Consider the following 16,593-nt stretch of genomic DNA (forward strand, 5'->3'; position numbering starts at 1 on the left):
TCACTCCGCTTTATGCAGAAGATCCCCGGCGTTGTTTACCACCTCGACACCAACCGGAATACCCTCGCGAATACTGGCAGTGACCACACAGAAATCCTCAAACAGCGTCATGCAGCGATCCAGTTTCCTGGAAGCGAGTAGTTCGTCGTCTGCCGTGATTCGCACATCCAGTCGACCTACGCGAAGTCGCTTTTTCTCATTCCTGATCATGGTGCAGGTGACTTCGGTGTGGACGTTATTTGCCGGTACATCCTCCTTGGCGAGACAGAACATCAGGCTCGCGCTGAGACAGTTGGCTGCTGCCGCCGCCAACATTCGCGAGGCATTGGGTCCATTGCGTTCGCCCAGTGGGGGTGGCTCATCCATGATGATATCTGGCGCCTTTTTCAGATCGAATTTCACCCTGAAGGCGTAATCATCTTCTTGTTCGAGGTGAATCGTGAATTTACCGATCTCTTCTGCCATGCTTTCCTCCTCATTGATACGCTTTTTTATCGTGCTGCTGCCCATTGACACAAATCCATGTGCGCTAGAGCAGTACACTAGTATGCATCAGTCTCCAGTAGGGTTTTCCAGGCCCGATGCCGGCCGATTAAATCCAGTGCCTGTTGCAGCAGACCCTTTCCCGGTTCAGTTCGGTGCCATGTGGAGGCACCAGAGGGGTGGGGCAGGGGGATCAGGTCGCAATCATTATCGTGTAGCGTTATGGGATGGATGTGGCCGATCACCTCGGTCAACTTGTCCACCTCGATAAACCGGCTGATTGCGAGTTTGCCGACCGGCAGGATCAATTGTGGACGCAACAGCTCGATCTCTGCATTCAGCCAGTGGCTGCATGCCTCTATCTCGCCAGCATTCGGCACCCGGTCACCGCCCTTGGGATTCTTACCGGGAAAACAACGACACACCGCAGACATGTAGACACGCTGGCGGAACACCTCCTCACTCAAGCCCAGGGGATCGAACCAGTTGAAGAGGGTTTTGCCGGCTGTCCAGGCAAAAGGCCTCTCCGCCGTGCCCTCTTTTACCCCTGGCGCCTGGCCAACCAGGAGTATGGGTGAGGCAACGGGTTGACCGGTGACTACCGGCCCTATCATGGCCTCGCATTGATGGCACTCCCTGAGCTTTATCTGATGTGCAGTTAGTGCTGAGGACATATCCTGACGGGGTTTGGTTTGAATCATTAAATACCAAATCTATCATAGATCAAATATCACTTCGCTCATGTGGTGTTTAATTCGATACTGATGGAGATCAGACAATCCCTAATTTGAAAAAAGTAAAATGTGCAAGGCTTGCAGATTGATTCCAACGGTTCCAAACTAGCCTAATAACTGAAGGGAATTGTTATGACATCCATTCTGGGGCTCAGCCTCACAGCTCTGTTAATTGCAGGATTCATATGGTTTTTGCCCATTCTGCTGATTCTGCGGTCGCGAAAAACCAACGGTGCCGAAAAGCTTTTCTGGATTCTTGCGGTTATTTTTGTCTCATGGTTCGCGTGGATCCTTTATCTTTTGTTGGCGCCGTTGGGTGAATCCAGGGAGTGAGTGCGGATTAGATGATCTATTCAATTGGAGGATCTAGATGAAGGCAGTGGTAATGAGAGAAACCGGAGGTCCTGAAGTCCTCTCCCTTGAAGAGGTCGATACGCCTGAGATAACACTGGCGACTCAGCTAAAGGTCCGTATCCAGGGTGCTGGGGTGAATCCCATCGATACCAAGCTTCGCGCCAGAGGCCTGTTTGTGTCCCCTGGAGAACCGGCGGTGCTGGGTTGTGATGGCGCCGGGGTTGTGGTCGAGACCGGCAGTCAGGTGACCCAGTTTCGGTCAGGTGACGAGGTCTGGTACTGCGATGGTGGACTGGGAGGTTTACAGGGTAATTATGCGGAATATGCCGTTATCGAGGAGTCGGTATGTTGCAGAAAACCGGTATCTATCGATTTCGTCCATGCCGCCGCTGCCCCCTTGGTTTTGATCACCGCCTGGGAGGCACTGTTCGGGCGTGCGCGCTTAACTGAAGAGAAGACCCTGTTGGTGCATGCAGGCGCGGGTGGTGTCGGTCATGTGGCGATTCAATTGGCGAAGCAGGCGGGTGCACGTGTGTTGACCACGGTGAGTACAGAAGAGAAGCAGGCATTTGTTGCTGCCCTCGGCGCGGATGAATCGATTCTGTATCGGGATCACGGATTCGTGGACGAGGTACTACGCTTGACCGACGGTGCAGGTGCAGATGTGGTGCTCGACACCGTGGGGGGGGATGTTTTCAAGGCCTCCATAAACGCCACTTCACCTTATGGGGATCTTGTCACTCTGCTCGATCCGGGGCCGTCAGTGGAGTGGAAGGAGGCACGGAATCGTAATCTGCGGATTGGCTTCACCTTGATGCTGACACCGATGTTACGCCATCTTCCTCAAGCGAGGGCGAATCAGGTCGCTATCCTAAGTGATTGTGCTGAAATGATAGATAGCGGATCGCTGCGGATTCATGTCGGTGATCCATTACCCCTGGAACAGGCTGTAGAGGCCCATAAATTGATCGAACAAGGACGGATGCTAGGTAAGCTGGTACTCATACCGTAAAAGGAACCTGCTGCATTACCTGCCCTATCCTGGAATAGGTGGCGGATATGTTGATTCGATTGCTGCAATCCAGATATTACTGGTTGATACCGGTACTGTCCTGGCTGTTCTTGACTTTCGCTTCTCTCGTATGGAATTTCTCACTCATAGATAACTCGGTCAAAGATATCGCCTTTGAACGGGGGCGTGTTATGTATGAGATGGTCAGGCTTACCAAGATCAATCCGGTATTGATGGCCAATGACCCTACGGTATTAAAGAAACAGGTCATGGAGGATATTACCTATAGTGTGGTTTCCGCTCAACCGATGAACCCGGAAAACATGGCTGAGCCATGGGAAATAGCGGCACTCACACGATTTGAGAGTGGCACTGAATATGTGTTTCAAGGATACCTGAAAAAGGAGCCAGGATATTTCAGATTTATGGGACCTGTATTCATGCAGGAGCAGTGCCTCCAGTGTCATGGTTATGAGGGAAAAATAGTGGGCGATGTGCGTGGCGGTATCAGTGTCAAGGTGATGGCACAACCGATACTGGATTCGCAATACCAGTACAAACAAATGATGATCTTCATCCATGTTACCGGATTTTTCCTTATCTCCCTGACCAGTGTCTTTCTGATCCACCAACTGCGGAGTCAGTTTCAAACGTTGAACCGGACAAAGGATGAATTGAGAGTAAAAGAGCAGTTTCTGAGTGACGTGACGAATAGCATGAGTGAAGGGTTCGCGGTACTTGATCGGCAAGGCACAGTGAGATACGCCAATCCCGAAAGCGAGTGGTTACTAGGCTGGAATACAGCAGAAATGGAGGGACAGCGATTTTCCGAATTGGTTCATTGTGGCAGGAATCCTGATAGGGTGAACACAGTGGAATCGGCAATCGAGCTGACCCTGCAAGATGGATTGACCCGTACTGGCTTTGATGATGTGTTTTGCCACAAGGAGGGCCGGGAGGTAGATATTGCCTACTCTGTATCGCCTTTGCTTAGAGAGGATGACGATATGGGTGTGGTTGTCACCTTCAGCGATATCTCCGAACGTAAACGTGCAGATGAGGAGCGTAGAAGTCTTGAACGTCAACTGAATCAAACCCACAAGATGGAGGCGGTGGGGCAGTTGGCCGGTGGTATCGCTCATGAGATCAATACCCCGATTCAGTATGTTGGTGACAACCTGCGATTTATCAAGGAGTCACAAGAGGATATGGAGTCACTCCTGAAGGTCTATTCAAATCTCATGCAAAAGGCCTCTGCACTGCCCGAACTGGAGGTGGAAGTGGCAAAGGTAAAGGAGACCATTGAAGAGATCGATCTGGCCTATCTGGAAGAGGAGACATCCAATGCGATAGAGCAATCGATCACCGGAGCCAGCCAGGTGGCACGTATTGTCTTGGCGATGAAAGAGTTTGCCCATCCCGGTTCCAAGCAGATGGCGTTGGCGGATCTGAATCGGATTATCAGCAATGCGATCGCGGTGTGTAAGAACGAATGGAAATATGTAGCGGATACGGAATTGAAACTCGGTGAAAGCCTACCGCAAGTCAAATGTTTGGGAGGAGAGATCTCCCAGGTGGTACTCAATTTGGTCATCAATGCGGCCCATGCCATCGAAGCGGCCAAGTTGCAGCAGAAGGGTAAGATTAGCATCACCACCACCTTTAATGATGATTACGTGGAGATGAGTATCGCGGATACCGGCACCGGCATACCCAAAGAGGTGCAGGAACATGTCTTCAACCCCTTTTTCACCACCAAGGATATAGGAAGTGGCACCGGACAGGGATTGGCGATCGCCCAGGATATCGTGGTGGTGAAGCATCAGGGGGAGCTGTTTTTCGAGACTGAAGAGGGCAAAGGCACCCGATTCGTGATGCGGTTGCCCCTAAACATTAACCCTGAATGAGTAGTTATATCTGACTGGCAGGATTTGCCTTATCTTGACTGTTGTTCATTGAGCGCAGTGCGGGTTGCTATCAAGTAACTTTGAACACCCTTACCAATCCGGACACCACCCCGCTTTCCTGTGCCGCCAAAAGCCGGAACAGCACTGCCTGACTGAGAGTCTGGCCCTTGGCCACCAGCAGTGTACCGGCTTCCGTCTTGATCGGTTGATCAAGTATCAGTCCGGGTTCGAGCTTGTCGATCGGCAGTGTCATTACCTCGACCTTGCGGTTCTGAGAACCCAGGGCCAGGGTCTCGACCAGTATCGGATCATAGTTTGCGGGATTGTCCTTGAGTTCATCCATCGCTGCCTTTTCATCCTTGCCCTGGCTGATCAGTTGTTCATAGGCAATGGCGACACGCAGGATCTGACCACCGAGAATGGCCTTGTTCTCGTTTGACAGTTTACCCTGAAATTCGATTTTTCCCACATCATCGTTTTGCCGCTTGACCATGTCGGCGACAATCTCGAGCCTGGGGATATGTTTCAACAACCTCGCCCCCATATCGGGATGGGAGTTGTAGTGCTGGTTTTCCGCTTGGCTCAACTCCTCGCCTTCAGCGACTTTTCGCACCAGTTCCTCCGGTAGGCTGATATAACCCAGTTGGCATAGCATGGCGGCCAGGTCGTAGTGCCAACTGTCTTCCAGGGAGAGGCTGTTTACTATGGTGTGGGCATATTGCTTGATCTGTGATGAATGGCTGAATGCCACCGGATTGACCATGCTGAGTATGTTTGCCATCAGGTCGACTGCGCCCTTGAGGGTCTTATTCAGGAGTATTTTTTCTGAAGTGATCAGGCGATACTGCTGAATGGAGTCGACAATGGTTTGATAGAGCTGATCGGTCTCCACGGGTTTGTTGAGGAAGCGAAAGATATTACCGTCGTTGACTGCGTCAATGGCCACATCCAGATTGGCGTTGCCGGTGAGCATGATGCGCACGGTGTTGGGTGAAATCGTGCGTACCTTGGAAAGAAACTCTATCCCATTCATGTTCGGCATCTGCATGTCCGAGATAACCACCGCAAAAGGTCCGCCATCCTGAACTGCCTGTACCCCATCTGCGCCGCTGGTGGCGGTTTCCAGATTGACCCGTTTACGGAATTGACGTCGGAATGAATCAAGCAGATTGCGGTCATCATCGACCATCAGGACCTTTTCAGGCAGTTTTTCCATTTAGATACTCCTCACAAATGGCTATCCATTGAGTTAATTCTTCAGGTGCCAGCAGGGCTTCCAATCGTTGCGTTGAGTAGTAGGTGCTATATTGATTGTGGTTTGACGCATTCACTAGCAGATTGGCGGCATACACCAGTAGACAGTCGAGGCGCTCACGACTCTGGCTCTCGACTGTGTGGTGCAGGGCAACCGCCTCGACTGCCCTGTAGGGGAGCCCCCACAACCCCATGAGATAGGCGCCAATGGTGGCATGGCTACACCATATTGATTCAGATTCGATCTCATACAGAGGAAGCTTGTCCCGTTCCGTCTGTTGCATGATGCGGCGATACTCATCGGTATCATGGGTGGCGAGGACCAGTTTGCCCAGATCGTGCAGCAGACCCGCCAGCATTGGTACCTGGCTCTCATGCTGATTCATGCCGGCAGCCTTGGAGAGGCGTTGTACCAGCCCCGAGACGAGCATACTGTGGTGCCATAGCTGCTCCAGGTGAAACTCATCCATAAGCTTGGGATCGAGCTGAGAAAACACCCCGGCGGTGAGTGCCAGACTGGTGACCGCCTCTATGCCTAACAATGTCACCGCATGTTCCGGCGAGGCGACCCTCTGTGGCAGACCGAAGAAGGCCGAGTTGACCATTTGCAGGATCTTGGCCGACATACCGATATCCTGGGCCACGATCTTGCCGATATCCATGGCGCTAGTGGCGTCGGATTGCAGGGCGGTGATCATCTGCTGATAGGTGGAGGGGAGGCTGGGTAGTGTGCCCAGGCTGCTGATCATCTCTTCGATGGATGGGTTGTTCAGCAGACTGCGCAGCTGGAAAACCCGCTGCAGGATGTTTATCAGCTCGTCTCTATTGCATGGCTTGGCGATGAACTGATGGGCATGATGTACAACCTCTTGTGCGGGTGTGCGCATCGCCTGTCCGGAAAATAACAACCGAGTCGCACTGGGATAGTGCAGCTGAATCTCTTTCAACAGCTCGCTGCCTGACATGCCGGAGAGTTGGGTTTCACTTACAACGATATCCACCGCGTCCTGTTGCATGATTTCCAAGGCCTGTTGGGCGTCATCGGCATAGTGAAGCTGCCATTTTTTTTTAAATTCACGCAGGGTGCGCTTGAGTGATTGTAGCTGATTACGGTCGCTGTCGACGAATAGTACTGCACGGGTTTCAGTGTACATATCGGTCGCCTATCGTTACCGCCGGGAGGCGGTAGGGCAGCTCATCCATGAGTCGTTTATTGATTAAGGGAGTGAGCTGAGGATACTCCCCAAATGCTTGGCCTGACTATAATCGAGAATTACAGCAACATGTTGTGGCAGGTCTATTTGGTTTATCGGTATTAAGTATAGGATTCTTGAGTCGAATTTCCCAAAAAGTTGCTAGTTTTTTTAACCCAACTCGATAGCTGTTGAGCTGCTACTCATCTCGACTGACCTGCAACACCACACCCTGCACGCCGGTGACCCTTATGCGGGTCCCTGTGGGACAATCCTCCCCGTTTATTTTCCAACTGGTGTCGTCGACGCGGATCTTACCTTCACCGTTGATGATGGGTTCCTGGAGGGTGAATGTACGGTCGATATACTGTTCCCCCCGACGGTTGAGATGGGGCTGATCGGTTTCGATGGGCCTGCGCTGCAGAAAGGCCCGCACCAGGACGATGGTCGCTACGCTCAATACGGCAAACAGCAGGATCTGCAGCTGCCAGCTGAGGCCGGGAATAAGCAGTAGCAGCAGGCCGACCGACCCCGCGGCCAGTCCCATCCAGAGCAGAAAGGCACCGGGAGAGAATACCTCCAGGATCATCAGCAGGATGGCCAGTATCAACCAGTGCCAGTAATCGAGTTGCGTCAACCACTGCATCAATCAGCTCCTTCGGCTTTCCTGTCGAAGGTCTGTTTGGCGAGCTCACCGATACCGGCGAGGGAACCGATCAGACTCGACGCCTCCAGCGGCATCATGATGACCTTCTGATTCTCTGCCGAGGCGATCTGCTGCAGGGCGTCGGTGTATTTTTGGGCGACGAAATAGTTGATGGCATTCACATCCCCCATGGCGATCGCCTCCGATACTACGGTGGTTGCCCGGCCTTCCGCTTCCGCCAGGCGCTCTCGGGCCTCGGCCTCACGGTAGGCGGCCTCCTTTTCACCCTCTGCCTGGAGGATCGCTGATTGCTTCTCGCCCTCGGCCTTGAGGATGGCGGATTGGCGTTCGCCCTCCGCCTCCAGGATGGCAGCACGCTTCTCCCTTTCCGCCTTCATCTGCCTGGCCATTGCATCAACCAGATCTCTGGGGGGCGAGATATCCTTGATCTCGATACGGGTTACCTTCACCCCCCAGGGGGTGGTGGCGTCATCCACCACGGTAAGCAGCTGGGTATTGATGGTGTCGCGCTGGGAGAGCAGCTGATCCAGGTCCATAGAGCCCATCACCGTGCGGATATTGGTCATGGTCAGGTTGAGGATGGCGCTGTAGAGATTGTTCACCTCGTAGGCCGCCTGGGAGGCATCGAGGACTTGAAAGAAGATCACCCCATCCACGGTTACCATGGCGTTGTCCTTGGTGATCACCTCTTGCGAGGGTACATCCATGACCTGCTCCATCATGTTCATCTTTTTGCCGATCTGATCGACGATCGGGACGATGAGATTGAGGCCTGGGCGCAGGGTCTTGGTGTAGCGACCGAACCGTTCCACGGTATATTCGTTTCCCTGAGGCACCCGTTTGGCGCCGAGGACAACGATCACAATGGCTAACGCCAAGACGGCAAGTACGAAGATATCCATATGTCTGATCCCCTGGTGTGCTGACATCCTCAAAGATGCTTGATCCTATCATCAAATGCAACGCACAACATTGGTGAGGTCCCGGCTTCATGTCAGAATGCAGGGATGACTGAATATCAAAAACCACCAAAATCGCTGTTGCGCAAAGTCGGCAGAGCGATTGCCGATTTCGATTTGATCCGGGAGGGTGACAGAATCCTGCTGGGTGTTTCCGGCGGCAAGGACTCCCTCTCGCTGTTGCAGATCCTGTTTCACCTGAAGGGTTATGCCCCCGTCAGGTTCGAGCTGGGGGTGATCACCGTCGATCCACAGATCGAGGGTTTCGATCCGGCGCCGCTCAAGGCCTACTATGATGCGCTCGGCGTCTCCTGGCACTATGTGGAGCAGCCGATCATGGAGGAGGCCAAGCAGAACATGGATGGCAACTCCTTTTGTGCCTACTGCGCGCGGATGAAGCGTGGCATTATGTATTCCACCTGCCGCCGCGAGGGTTATAACGTACTGGCCCTGGCCCAGCATCTGGACGATCTGGCGGAGAGTCTGCTGATGTCCCTGTTTCATGAAGGGCAGCTACGTACCATGAAGGCTCACTACCTCAACGATGCCGGGGATATCCGGATCATTCGGCCATTGGTCTACTGCCGTGAGACCCAAACCGGTGCCTTTGCTGTCGAGGCGGGTCTGCCGGTTATTCCCGACAGCTGCCCCGCTTGCTTTACCGCGCCTACCCAGCGAGCATATACAAAACAGCTGCTGGCCAGGGAGGAGAGGCAGAACCGGCATCTGTTTGCCAATATGCTGCACGCCATGAAGCCACTGATGGATGAAACACCGCCATGAAGATCAAATATATATCGATTCCCACTAAAGTCGCCCGCCCGGGGATGCGTATTGGCGAGGTGATGCTGGAGTGTGTGGAGAAAGATGTCCCGGGTATTCCGTATGTGAATGCGGAGGGTAAACTGAGCGGTCGATTCTCCGTCAGACATCTATTCCTGCTCTGCTGTATACCGGAGGATGTGATCCATGGCGCCCATCTGCTCGGTGACGATATCGAACATCTCGATTTTCCCCACATGCGTGCTGACGAACTGATGGAAGAGGCGGTGGATAACTATATTTTTCCCGATGCGATACATCTCTCGGCCAATTTTCAGGCGATCAAGGCCCTGGCGATTATGGAGCAATACAATACCGAATATCTGTTTGTCACCGAGGAGGAGGAGTATCAGGGGGTGGTAACCCGGATGAGTATCGCCAGGGCGGTTGTCACCAAAGAGTGCTGTGTCGAGTAGCCGCCCAAGCATATGCAGACCATAACCCCTGAAATGTGGACTTCCGCCCTGGTGCTGGTGGTCTCATATGTGTTGATCTTTTCAGAGAGGATGCATAGGACAATCGCCGCTATCCTTGGGGCGGTGGTGATGATCGGTGTTGGCATGTGGATGGGTTTCTATACCCAGGAGGCCGCGGTACTGGCGGTTGACGGCAACACGATTCTATTGCTGGCCGCCATGATGATGCTGGTGGCCCTGCTGCGACCTACCGGCGCCTTCGACTACGCCGCCGTGCACATCACCCATTGGGCCAACGGCAATCCCAAGCTGTTGCTGATCTATCTCAGCTTTGCGGTGAGTGTGATCAGTATGATCCTGGACAACGTGACTACCGTGATCGTGTTCGCGCCGCTGACGGTGCTAATCTGTCGTCTGCTGAAGATCAATCCCATGCCCTATCTCATGGCGGAGGCGATGCTATCCAATATCGGCGGCGCCGCCACCCTGGTGGGTGACCCGCCGAACCTGATGATCGGCAGCGCGGCCGATATCAGTTTCAACTCATTTCTGGTGCATATGGGATTGCCGGTTTTGGTGGTATGGGTCGGCACGGTGGGACTGATGTTGTTTCTTTTCCGTGAGCAGCTTGTAGATAGCGGCGAGGATCCCAAGAAACTGGTGGCGACACATGCGATTAAGGATGCACAGGGTCTGAGGAGAGTCCTGTTTGCCCTGTTTATCGTGGTGGTGCTGTTCTTTATCCATCACAATCTGCATCTGTTGCCGGCCTATGCCTCATTTATCGGCCTCACTGTGGCACTCCTGCTGCTGCGTCCCGATATGGAGGAGTTATTCGGCTCGGTGAACTGGTCGGTGCTGTTTTTCTTCGCCGGTTTATTCATCATTGTGGGCGGTGTGGAGTCATCGGGTCTCCTCGATCTATTCGGCCATATGCTGGCAAATCTGGCACAGGATCCCGCCATGCTGATGCTGACCGGGCTGCTGCTGATGTGGGTGGCGGCGATACTCAGTGCGGTGGTCGATAATATTCCCTTTACCGTCACCATGATCCCGATCATTCTCGGGCTCGAGAGCAGTGGAGTGAATATCGCCCCTCTGTGGTGGGCTTTGGCATTGGGGGTCGGTCTGGGAGGCAACGGCACCCATCTTGGTGCTACCGCAAACATTATTGCGGTCAGCGAATCGGAAAAGAGCGGCATGCCCGAGGCCAGAATCTCTCCCATGATTTGGATGCGCACCGGTCTGCCGGTGATGTTTTTCGGCCTTATATTGGCCAGCCTTGTCTATTGGCTCTTCTTCGAGCTGTTCACAACTGCTTAGACCCGGTATTAAGAATTTCACCGACGCGCAAGCTGTTGTAAAAACAACTGGCTGATTATGGTGAATAGTCAGCCAGGTTAAAACGGCGCGGTCACTGTAAATTCCCCATTTTCCTCATTTGTTTGTGGGACGATATTTACTTGATTGTTTTGCTGGGTATTTCTATAGCTTAAAGGGTGATAAGTGATTCTTCGGGGGAGATGCCGATTATGAATATCCGAACCACCCTGGATCCCATTACCCTGCACGATGTGTCAGATACGGAAGGACACCCCTGTCTGTATGAGGGTGATGGTGACAATGGGGTTGAGATCTACTTCGAGAGCGAGGTGACCAAGAGTATCTATCAGAACATGCTATTGCAGGATCGTAAAGTAGTCTGCGGCAACGATACGGATGACTATGTCGCAGAGGGTTAGATCCCGTTGTACAGAATAACGAATACTGGTTGATCTGCCTTACCAATCGACTGCGAAACTGCGAGAGCGGCGAAAGGTATTGTCTGAGGCAATGATCAGTGGTGTTTGTCGGGTATTATATTCAACTGGCCCGACAGGGGTGACGCGCCAGCGTCACCCGGTTTTTTTCACCCTTGCACATCCTGAGCTGATGCCTGACCCGCGATACCGCAATGCCGCAGCAAGGGTTCGATCTCTGGTTCTCTGCCTCTAAAGGCCACGAAGAGTTCCATCGCATCCCTGGAACCTCCCTGTTGCAATACCTCCTGCAGAAAGGCCTGCCCAGTATCTGCATTGAATATTCCTTGCTCCTCAAACAGGGAAAAGGCGTCGGCGGATAGCACCTCCGCCCATTTGTAGCTGTAGTAACCTGCAGCATAACCGCCGGCGAAGATATGCGAGAAACCATGCGCGAACCGGTTCCAGGGAGGTGGTGTGATCACCGCCACCTGCTGACGTACCTCTTCGAGGATCTCGTAGATGCGACCGCCCCGTTGCGGCTCATATTCACGGTGAATGCGAAAATCGAAGAGGGCAAACTCAAGCTGTCGCAGCATCTGCATCGCGGATTGGAAGTTTCTCGCGTTATACATGCGTTGGTAGAGCTCATCGGGTATGGGATCGCCGCTGTCGATATGACCCGATATGAGATCAAGGGCCTGTTTTTCCCAGCACCAGTTTTCCATGAACTGACTGGGCAGCTCCACCGCGTCCCAGGCAACGCCATTGATCCCTGCAACAGCGGGGTAGTCCACCGTGGTTAACAGATGATGCAGGCCATGGCCGAATTCATGGAACAGGGTCAACACCTCGTCATGGGTCAGCAGGGATGGCTTGCCATCCACCGGGGGGGAAAAGTTACAGGTGAGATAGGCTACCGGGATCTGGTCCATGGTTTTGGTGAAGAAGCGGGTTGCACACTCGTCCATCCAGGCACCACCGCGTTTTTTGGGGCGGGCATAGAGGTCGAGATAGAACTGACCCCTCAGGTGGTGGTCTCGGTCGCGGATCTCGAAGAAGCGGACATCGGGGTGCCAGCTGTCGACACCCTCCACCGCTTCGATGCGAATCCCATATAGGCGCTCCACCACCGCGAACATCCCCGGAATTACCCGGGTTTCCGGAAAGTAGGGTTTGAGCTCCTCCTGACTGATGTTATGGCGTTGCTGGCGTAGTTTTTCCGCATAGTAGCCGATATCCCAGGCCTCCAGTTCTTCGATGCCATATGATGCCAGGGCAAACTCCTTGAGCTCGTTGAGTTCACGCTCTGCTTGCGGGCGAGAACGCTCGGCGAGATCTGTCAGGAAGGCGATCACCTCATCACTGGAACGGGCCATTTTCTTTGCCAGGGAGCGATCGGCATAGTTTGTGAATCCCAACAGGCCGGCCTGCTCATGGCGTAGCTCTAAGATTCGCGCCATCACTGAGGTGTTGTCCCACTGTCCGGCATCCGGTCCTTGATCCGAGGCGCGGGTGGCGAAGGCTTCGTACACCTCCCTGCGTAGCTGGGGATCATCGGCGTAGGTCATCAGCGGCAGATAGGAGGGATATTCCAGGGTCAGCAACCATCCCTCCTGGTCGCGCTGTGCCGCGGTCTGGCGGGCCAGGGCCAGGGCCGACGCCGGCAGGCCCTGCAGGGCCGATTCATCGGTGATGAGTTTGCTCCAGGCGTTGGTGGCATCGAGCAGATTCTCTTCGAACTTGGTGGTCAGCTGGGACAGCTCCTGACTGATCTCCTTGAAGCGCTGCTTCTTGGCTTCCTCCAGATCGACCCCGGATAGATGAAAGTCGAGGAGTGCGTTGTGCAGCATCTTTTGCTGGGCCTGATCCAGCCCGGGTCCAGCCGCCACCTGCTTATAGGCATCACAGAGCTGACTGTTTTGTCCCACTTCGGTGGAGTATTCGCTAAGTTTGGGCAGTACGGCATTGTAGGCCGCCCGCAGCTCGTCGTTATTGACTACCGCATTCATGTGACTCACCGGGGACCAGGCGCGGCTCAGGCGATCCTCTGCCTGCTCCAGGGGTTCGACCAGGTTTTCCCAGGTGAACGTCCTCTGCGAGCCGAGTAGTTGCTGAATGGTCTGCCGGTTCTCCTGCAGCAGTTGATCCATGGCGGGTTCAACCATCTCAGGGGTGATGGCGGAAAAGGGTGGCAGTCCTTGCATATTGATCAGGGGATTCATGGCTTGGGCTCCGAATTAGTCATGGCTCAGAGTACGATTCTCACCCATGGCGCGAAAGATGGCCTCGGGTGGATTGCTCATGCCGGTCAGCAGATTGCAGATCAGGTCGTCATAGAGGGCGGCGCGATAGTCGGTGGACTCGTCCTTGGGGATCTCCTGCCACTGGGTCTCCGTTGCCGGAAAGAGTTTCTCGGCGCTGCCATAAGCGTAAACCTTGTGTAGTCTTTCACCACAGCGAAAGGCCTCGTAGGAGGTGTTGGTGGCGCCTGACTGTGAACGGATAATCACTACGAATCGGGTAACCTTGTCACCCCCGGTCAGGAGTGAGCCGCGTTCCACATAGTATTTGAATCTGGGATTATTGGCGCCCACCTCAAATTCCTGGAGATCATCCATGTCGATCCTCTCCGGGAGGGGTGTCTGCTCCTCCTGGAAAGCGGCCTTTGGCTGATAGAGAAGATCATCGGAAGCGTCATCCGTAAGGATATTATCGGCCTGCAGCGGCGCTATGCCAAGCAGTAGTATCAGGGCAAATAGATTCGTCCGGAATAGCATTCAGCAACCTGTTTTCGCAGTGATCCAGCGACGTATTCTCGCATTACCGCGGTAATGTAGGAATAGCTCAGTGCCAAATTCAGCCTTACTTTTTCCGATCTATTTTTTTACATGGCATCAGGAAATTACAGCCACCTGCCGGGCAGCTTGTCCGAGCTTGATCTATACGCCGTTCAGTTCAGAGCCGGGACAAATGGGAAGTGACAAATATGACGGCGCCGGATCCCACCACGAAGAATGCCGCCAGTGCGGCGAGTGTGAGCAGGCGATAGTGACGCACCAGTTCAAACTCCCCTTTGGTCGATATTAGAAGGGGGCGCCGGTGGGTCCCTGTGCTGCTCAGGGTATGGAGTGGCTGTTGATCCTGTTGCATCTGTTCACGGGTGACCTCCCGCGCGGCGCTGCGGCGTACAGATTCCCACTCATGTAAATCGATCTGGCCATCATCATTCCTGTCGAATCGTTCCAGCAGGGTTGCATGATCCGCTTTCCATTGGCGCAGCCGGCCTTTGATCATGTCGTCACGCATGGCCTTGCGATCTAGTTCACCAATCGAGCTGAAGCGTCCGATGGCGTACAGCGGGTCCCCCGGGACGATGGTCTCTTCGATATAGCGATAGTCGCCACCAAAAGTATTGTTGGTGGAGATGCGTACGCCGAAACGCTCGACTTTCTGGTGGGTGGTGCCAGTGCCACGATCGGGACCGGCCGAGGGTGTCTCATTGGGTCCATACCAGATACTCTTCTCACTCGGGCTGATATTCGCCCCCTCGGGATCGAGGATACACTCTCCGGTTGCATCCTTGAGCAGGAACAGGCTGTCGCTCTTGCCGGAGCGAACCCCGCGCCACCCCTTATCACCCTTTTTTTCGATCTTGTAACGCCACCAGCAACAGGGCATGCCGCTGAGAGGGGCCAGCACCGGCTCACCGGCCATCATTGCCGCCTCGCCGACCAGTTCCACATAACCCTGGGGGGCCGATCGAATCAGGGAGGTGGGTGTATCCTCGATCAACCGGGCTCGGTGGAGATTGCGGAAGGTGAAGTAGAGCGCGATCAGGGTCAACACTGTCAGCAGCAGGGTCCAGGACCAGAAATAGCCGTCGCCGATATTGGCAAGACTTCCTATCATTGTACCCTAGCTGAACATTTCGCCCATATCGACGTCTGCCAATTCTGTCTCATCGAATTCCAGCAGCTGCGCCGCTTTGAAGCCGAACTGTTTTGCCAGGATCAGGTCGGGAAACTGCTCGATGCGGACGTTGTTGATATTCGCGCTGTCGTTGTAGAACTCGCGTCGGTCCGCGATGCTGTTTTCAAGCCCGGTTATTCTCGACTGCAGGTGTAGAAAGGTTTCATTGGCCTTCAGGTCCGGGTAGTTTTCCGCCACTGCGAACAGGTTGCCGAGACCCAGACGCATCTGGCTTTCTGCGGCACCCACTGCAGCCACATCACCTTGCCGCAAGGCGTTATTGACCGCGCTTCGCGCCAGCATCACCTTCTCCAGGGTTTCCTGCTCGAATTTCATGTATTGTTTACAGGTCTCCACCAGTTTCGGCAGTTCATCGTGGCGCTGTTTCAACAGAACATCGATGTTCGACCACGCCTTTGAGACATCGTGTTTCAAGCGCACCAGGTTGTTGTAAATAAGCACGCCATAGATCAGGATAGCGATGGTTGTCCCTATCAGGACGAAGCTAACAATTTCCATGAGATCAGAATCCTCAATCTTGTATGCCAAAACCACGTCAGTTTGAAGCCGCTTATCCGAACATCGCTGCAGATGCCTATGTGGATGACAGTGCCGTTGTTATCGGTGATGTGTCAATCGCATCTCAGGCCTCGGTCTGGCCCCTATGCGCAATCCGCGGTGACGTGAATCGGATCCGCATCGGCGCCAGGAGCAATATCCAGGATGGCTCAGTGCTGCATGTCTCCCACGACAGTTTTTATCAGCCCGGTGGCAGCCCATTGATCATCGGCGAGGGCGTCACGGTTGGCCACAAAGTGCTTTTACACGGCTGTGAGGTCGCAGACAATTGCTTTATCGGCATGGGGGCGATAATTCTTGATGGGGCGGTGATAGAGCCGCAGACGATGTTGGGTGCTGGTGCTTTGGTTCCCCAGGGAAAGCGTCTGGATGGCGGCTACCTCTGGTTGGGGCAACCCGCAAGGCGGGTGCGTCCGCTGAGTGATCAGGAGCTGGAGATCATGGCATATAACGCGGGACACTATGTGAAATTGGCCAAACGCCATCGGAATCAGGCATAACA

At 53.9% G+C, this 16,593-nt stretch carries 18 protein-coding genes and 1 pseudogene; 8 read left to right on the forward strand and 11 right to left on the reverse strand.

Translation table 11 applies throughout. The features are described 5' to 3' along the window. On the reverse strand, positions 1-510 hold the full coding sequence (locus R2K28_RS00625) for an OsmC family protein (protein ID WP_316367506.1): 510 nt from the start codon (positions 508-510) through the stop codon (positions 1-3). Positions 511-542: 32 nt separating this feature from the next. Then, on the reverse strand, positions 543-1,184 hold the full coding sequence (locus R2K28_RS00630) for a uracil-DNA glycosylase family protein (RefSeq protein WP_316367507.1): 642 nt from the start codon (positions 1,182-1,184) through the stop codon (positions 543-545). Positions 1,185-1,349: 165 nt separating this feature from the next. Between R2K28_RS00630 and R2K28_RS00635 the strand changes: the two genes are divergently transcribed. From R2K28_RS00635 to R2K28_RS00645, 3 genes are read left to right on the forward strand one after another with little or no spacing between them, the layout of a single operon-like run. After that, on the forward strand, positions 1,350-1,550 hold the full coding sequence (locus R2K28_RS00635; protein ID WP_116446594.1) for a hypothetical protein: 201 nt from the start codon (positions 1,350-1,352) through the stop codon (positions 1,548-1,550). A gap of 37 nt (positions 1,551-1,587) precedes the next feature. Further along, positions 1,588-2,583 (forward strand): zinc-dependent alcohol dehydrogenase family protein, encoded by a 996-nt coding sequence (locus R2K28_RS00640; RefSeq protein WP_316367508.1) that lies wholly within the window; start codon positions 1,588-1,590, stop codon positions 2,581-2,583. A gap of 47 nt (positions 2,584-2,630) precedes the next feature. Further along, entirely contained in the window at positions 2,631-4,490 is a 1,860-nt protein-coding gene (locus R2K28_RS00645; protein WP_316367509.1) for an ATP-binding protein, read from the forward strand. 70 nt (positions 4,491-4,560) lie between these two features. On the opposite strand, the gene R2K28_RS20365 is transcribed toward R2K28_RS00645, so the two are convergent. The 5 genes and pseudogenes from R2K28_RS20365 to R2K28_RS00665 all read right to left on the reverse strand — a co-directional run bounded on the left by R2K28_RS20365 (position 4,561) and on the right by R2K28_RS00665 (position 8,506). Further along, the gene (locus R2K28_RS20365) at positions 4,561-5,271 is read right to left on the reverse strand and encodes an HD domain-containing phosphohydrolase (RefSeq protein WP_442871456.1); all 711 of its coding nucleotides are present in this window, start codon (positions 5,269-5,271) and stop codon (positions 4,561-4,563) included. Positions 5,272-5,412: 141 nt separating this feature from the next. Further along, positions 5,413-5,706 (reverse strand): annotated as a pseudogene (locus R2K28_RS20370) (response regulator); the annotation flags it as partial. Further along, a complete protein-coding gene (locus R2K28_RS00655; protein ID WP_316367511.1) occupies positions 5,690-6,898 on the reverse strand; it encodes a response regulator in 1,209 nt (402 codons plus the stop codon). The gene R2K28_RS00655 and the pseudogene R2K28_RS20370, both read right to left, overlap by 17 nt. Before the next feature lie 238 nt (positions 6,899-7,136). After that, positions 7,137-7,583, reverse strand: coding sequence for an NfeD family protein (locus R2K28_RS00660; RefSeq protein ID WP_116446589.1), 447 nt, complete (start codon positions 7,581-7,583; stop codon positions 7,137-7,139). Then, a complete protein-coding gene (locus R2K28_RS00665; RefSeq protein WP_316367512.1) occupies positions 7,583-8,506 on the reverse strand; it encodes an SPFH domain-containing protein in 924 nt (307 codons plus the stop codon). The genes R2K28_RS00660 and R2K28_RS00665 overlap by 1 nt, the downstream gene beginning before the upstream one ends. Positions 8,507-8,611: 105 nt before the next feature. Here R2K28_RS00665 and R2K28_RS00670 point away from each other — a divergent pair, with 105 nt between their 5' ends. From R2K28_RS00670 to R2K28_RS00685, 4 genes are all read left to right on the forward strand, one after another. Next, positions 8,612-9,346, forward strand: a complete 735-nt coding sequence (locus R2K28_RS00670) for a tRNA 2-thiocytidine biosynthesis TtcA family protein (protein WP_316367513.1) — start codon at positions 8,612-8,614, stop codon at positions 9,344-9,346. Further along, positions 9,343-9,801: a CBS domain-containing protein gene (locus R2K28_RS00675; protein WP_316367514.1), complete on the forward strand. Its 459-nt coding sequence runs from the start codon at positions 9,343-9,345 to the stop codon at positions 9,799-9,801. Before R2K28_RS00670 ends, R2K28_RS00675 begins: the two co-directional genes overlap by 4 nt. A gap of 12 nt (positions 9,802-9,813) precedes the next feature. Continuing rightward, positions 9,814-11,124: an ArsB/NhaD family transporter gene (locus R2K28_RS00680; RefSeq protein WP_316367515.1), complete on the forward strand. Its 1,311-nt coding sequence runs from the start codon at positions 9,814-9,816 to the stop codon at positions 11,122-11,124. A 209-nt stretch (positions 11,125-11,333) separates the two neighbouring features. Next, positions 11,334-11,543 (forward strand): hypothetical protein, encoded by a 210-nt coding sequence (locus R2K28_RS00685; RefSeq protein WP_316367516.1) that lies wholly within the window; start codon positions 11,334-11,336, stop codon positions 11,541-11,543. Positions 11,544-11,710: 167 nt separating this feature from the next. On the opposite strand, the gene prlC is transcribed toward R2K28_RS00685, so the two are convergent. The 4 genes from prlC to R2K28_RS00705 form a co-directional block, all read right to left on the reverse strand. Beyond that, a complete protein-coding gene (gene prlC / locus R2K28_RS00690; protein WP_316367517.1) occupies positions 11,711-13,765 on the reverse strand; it encodes an oligopeptidase A in 2,055 nt (684 codons plus the stop codon). Between the two features lie 15 nt (positions 13,766-13,780). Continuing rightward, the gene (locus tag R2K28_RS00695) at positions 13,781-14,320 is read right to left on the reverse strand and encodes a CNP1-like family protein (protein WP_316367519.1); all 540 of its coding nucleotides are present in this window, start codon (positions 14,318-14,320) and stop codon (positions 13,781-13,783) included. A gap of 178 nt (positions 14,321-14,498) precedes the next feature. Then, entirely contained in the window at positions 14,499-15,452 is a 954-nt protein-coding gene (locus R2K28_RS00700) for a GIDE domain-containing protein (RefSeq protein ID WP_316367520.1), read from the reverse strand. A 6-nt stretch (positions 15,453-15,458) separates the two neighbouring features. Further along, positions 15,459-16,031 (reverse strand): LemA family protein, encoded by a 573-nt coding sequence (locus tag R2K28_RS00705; protein WP_116446606.1) that lies wholly within the window; start codon positions 16,029-16,031, stop codon positions 15,459-15,461. Between the two features lie 23 nt (positions 16,032-16,054). Between R2K28_RS00705 and R2K28_RS00710 the strand changes: the two genes are divergently transcribed. Next, entirely contained in the window at positions 16,055-16,591 is a 537-nt protein-coding gene (locus R2K28_RS00710) for a gamma carbonic anhydrase family protein (protein WP_316367522.1), read from the forward strand. Positions 16,592-16,593: the final 2 nt, after the last annotated feature.

Origin of the sequence: Candidatus Thiodiazotropha sp. CDECU1 (genome assembly GCF_963455295.1) — a bacterium.
Classification (GTDB): domain Bacteria; phylum Pseudomonadota; class Gammaproteobacteria; order Chromatiales; family Chromatiaceae; genus Thiodiazotropha.

Bases quoted from the DNA above. Each gene is read 5' to 3' on its own strand.
- R2K28_RS00700 (WP_316367520.1), bottom strand. From the start codon at position 15,452: ATGATAGGAAGTCTTGCCAATATCGGCGACGGCTATTTCTGGTCCTGG.
- R2K28_RS00625 (WP_316367506.1), bottom strand. From the start codon at position 510: ATGGGCAGCAGCACGATAAAAAAGCGTATCAATGAGGAGGAAAGCATG.
- R2K28_RS00660 (WP_116446589.1), bottom strand. From the start codon at position 7,583: ATGCAGTGGTTGACGCAACTCGATTACTGGCACTGGTTGATACTGGCC.
- prlC (WP_316367517.1), bottom strand. From the start codon at position 13,765: ATGAATCCCCTGATCAATATGCAAGGACTGCCACCCTTTTCCGCCATC.
- R2K28_RS00665 (WP_316367512.1), bottom strand. From the start codon at position 8,506: ATGGATATCTTCGTACTTGCCGTCTTGGCGTTAGCCATTGTGATCGTT.
- R2K28_RS00670 (WP_316367513.1), top strand. From the start codon at position 8,612: ATGACTGAATATCAAAAACCACCAAAATCGCTGTTGCGCAAAGTCGGC.
- R2K28_RS00685 (WP_316367516.1), top strand. From the start codon at position 11,334: ATGAATATCCGAACCACCCTGGATCCCATTACCCTGCACGATGTGTCA.
- R2K28_RS20365 (WP_442871456.1), bottom strand. From the start codon at position 5,271: ATGGCAAACATACTCAGCATGGTCAATCCGGTGGCATTCAGCCATTCA.
- R2K28_RS00630 (WP_316367507.1), bottom strand. From the start codon at position 1,184: ATGATTCAAACCAAACCCCGTCAGGATATGTCCTCAGCACTAACTGCA.
- R2K28_RS00655 (WP_316367511.1), bottom strand. From the start codon at position 6,898: ATGTACACTGAAACCCGTGCAGTACTATTCGTCGACAGCGACCGTAAT.
- R2K28_RS00705 (WP_116446606.1), bottom strand. From the start codon at position 16,031: ATGGAAATTGTTAGCTTCGTCCTGATAGGGACAACCATCGCTATCCTG.
- R2K28_RS00675 (WP_316367514.1), top strand. From the start codon at position 9,343: ATGAAGATCAAATATATATCGATTCCCACTAAAGTCGCCCGCCCGGGG.
- R2K28_RS00640 (WP_316367508.1), top strand. From the start codon at position 1,588: ATGAAGGCAGTGGTAATGAGAGAAACCGGAGGTCCTGAAGTCCTCTCC.
- R2K28_RS00645 (WP_316367509.1), top strand. From the start codon at position 2,631: ATGTTGATTCGATTGCTGCAATCCAGATATTACTGGTTGATACCGGTA.
- R2K28_RS00635 (WP_116446594.1), top strand. From the start codon at position 1,350: ATGACATCCATTCTGGGGCTCAGCCTCACAGCTCTGTTAATTGCAGGA.
- R2K28_RS00710 (WP_316367522.1), top strand. From the start codon at position 16,055: ATGCCAAAACCACGTCAGTTTGAAGCCGCTTATCCGAACATCGCTGCA.
- R2K28_RS00695 (WP_316367519.1), bottom strand. From the start codon at position 14,320: ATGCTATTCCGGACGAATCTATTTGCCCTGATACTACTGCTTGGCATA.
- R2K28_RS00680 (WP_316367515.1), top strand. From the start codon at position 9,814: ATGCAGACCATAACCCCTGAAATGTGGACTTCCGCCCTGGTGCTGGTG.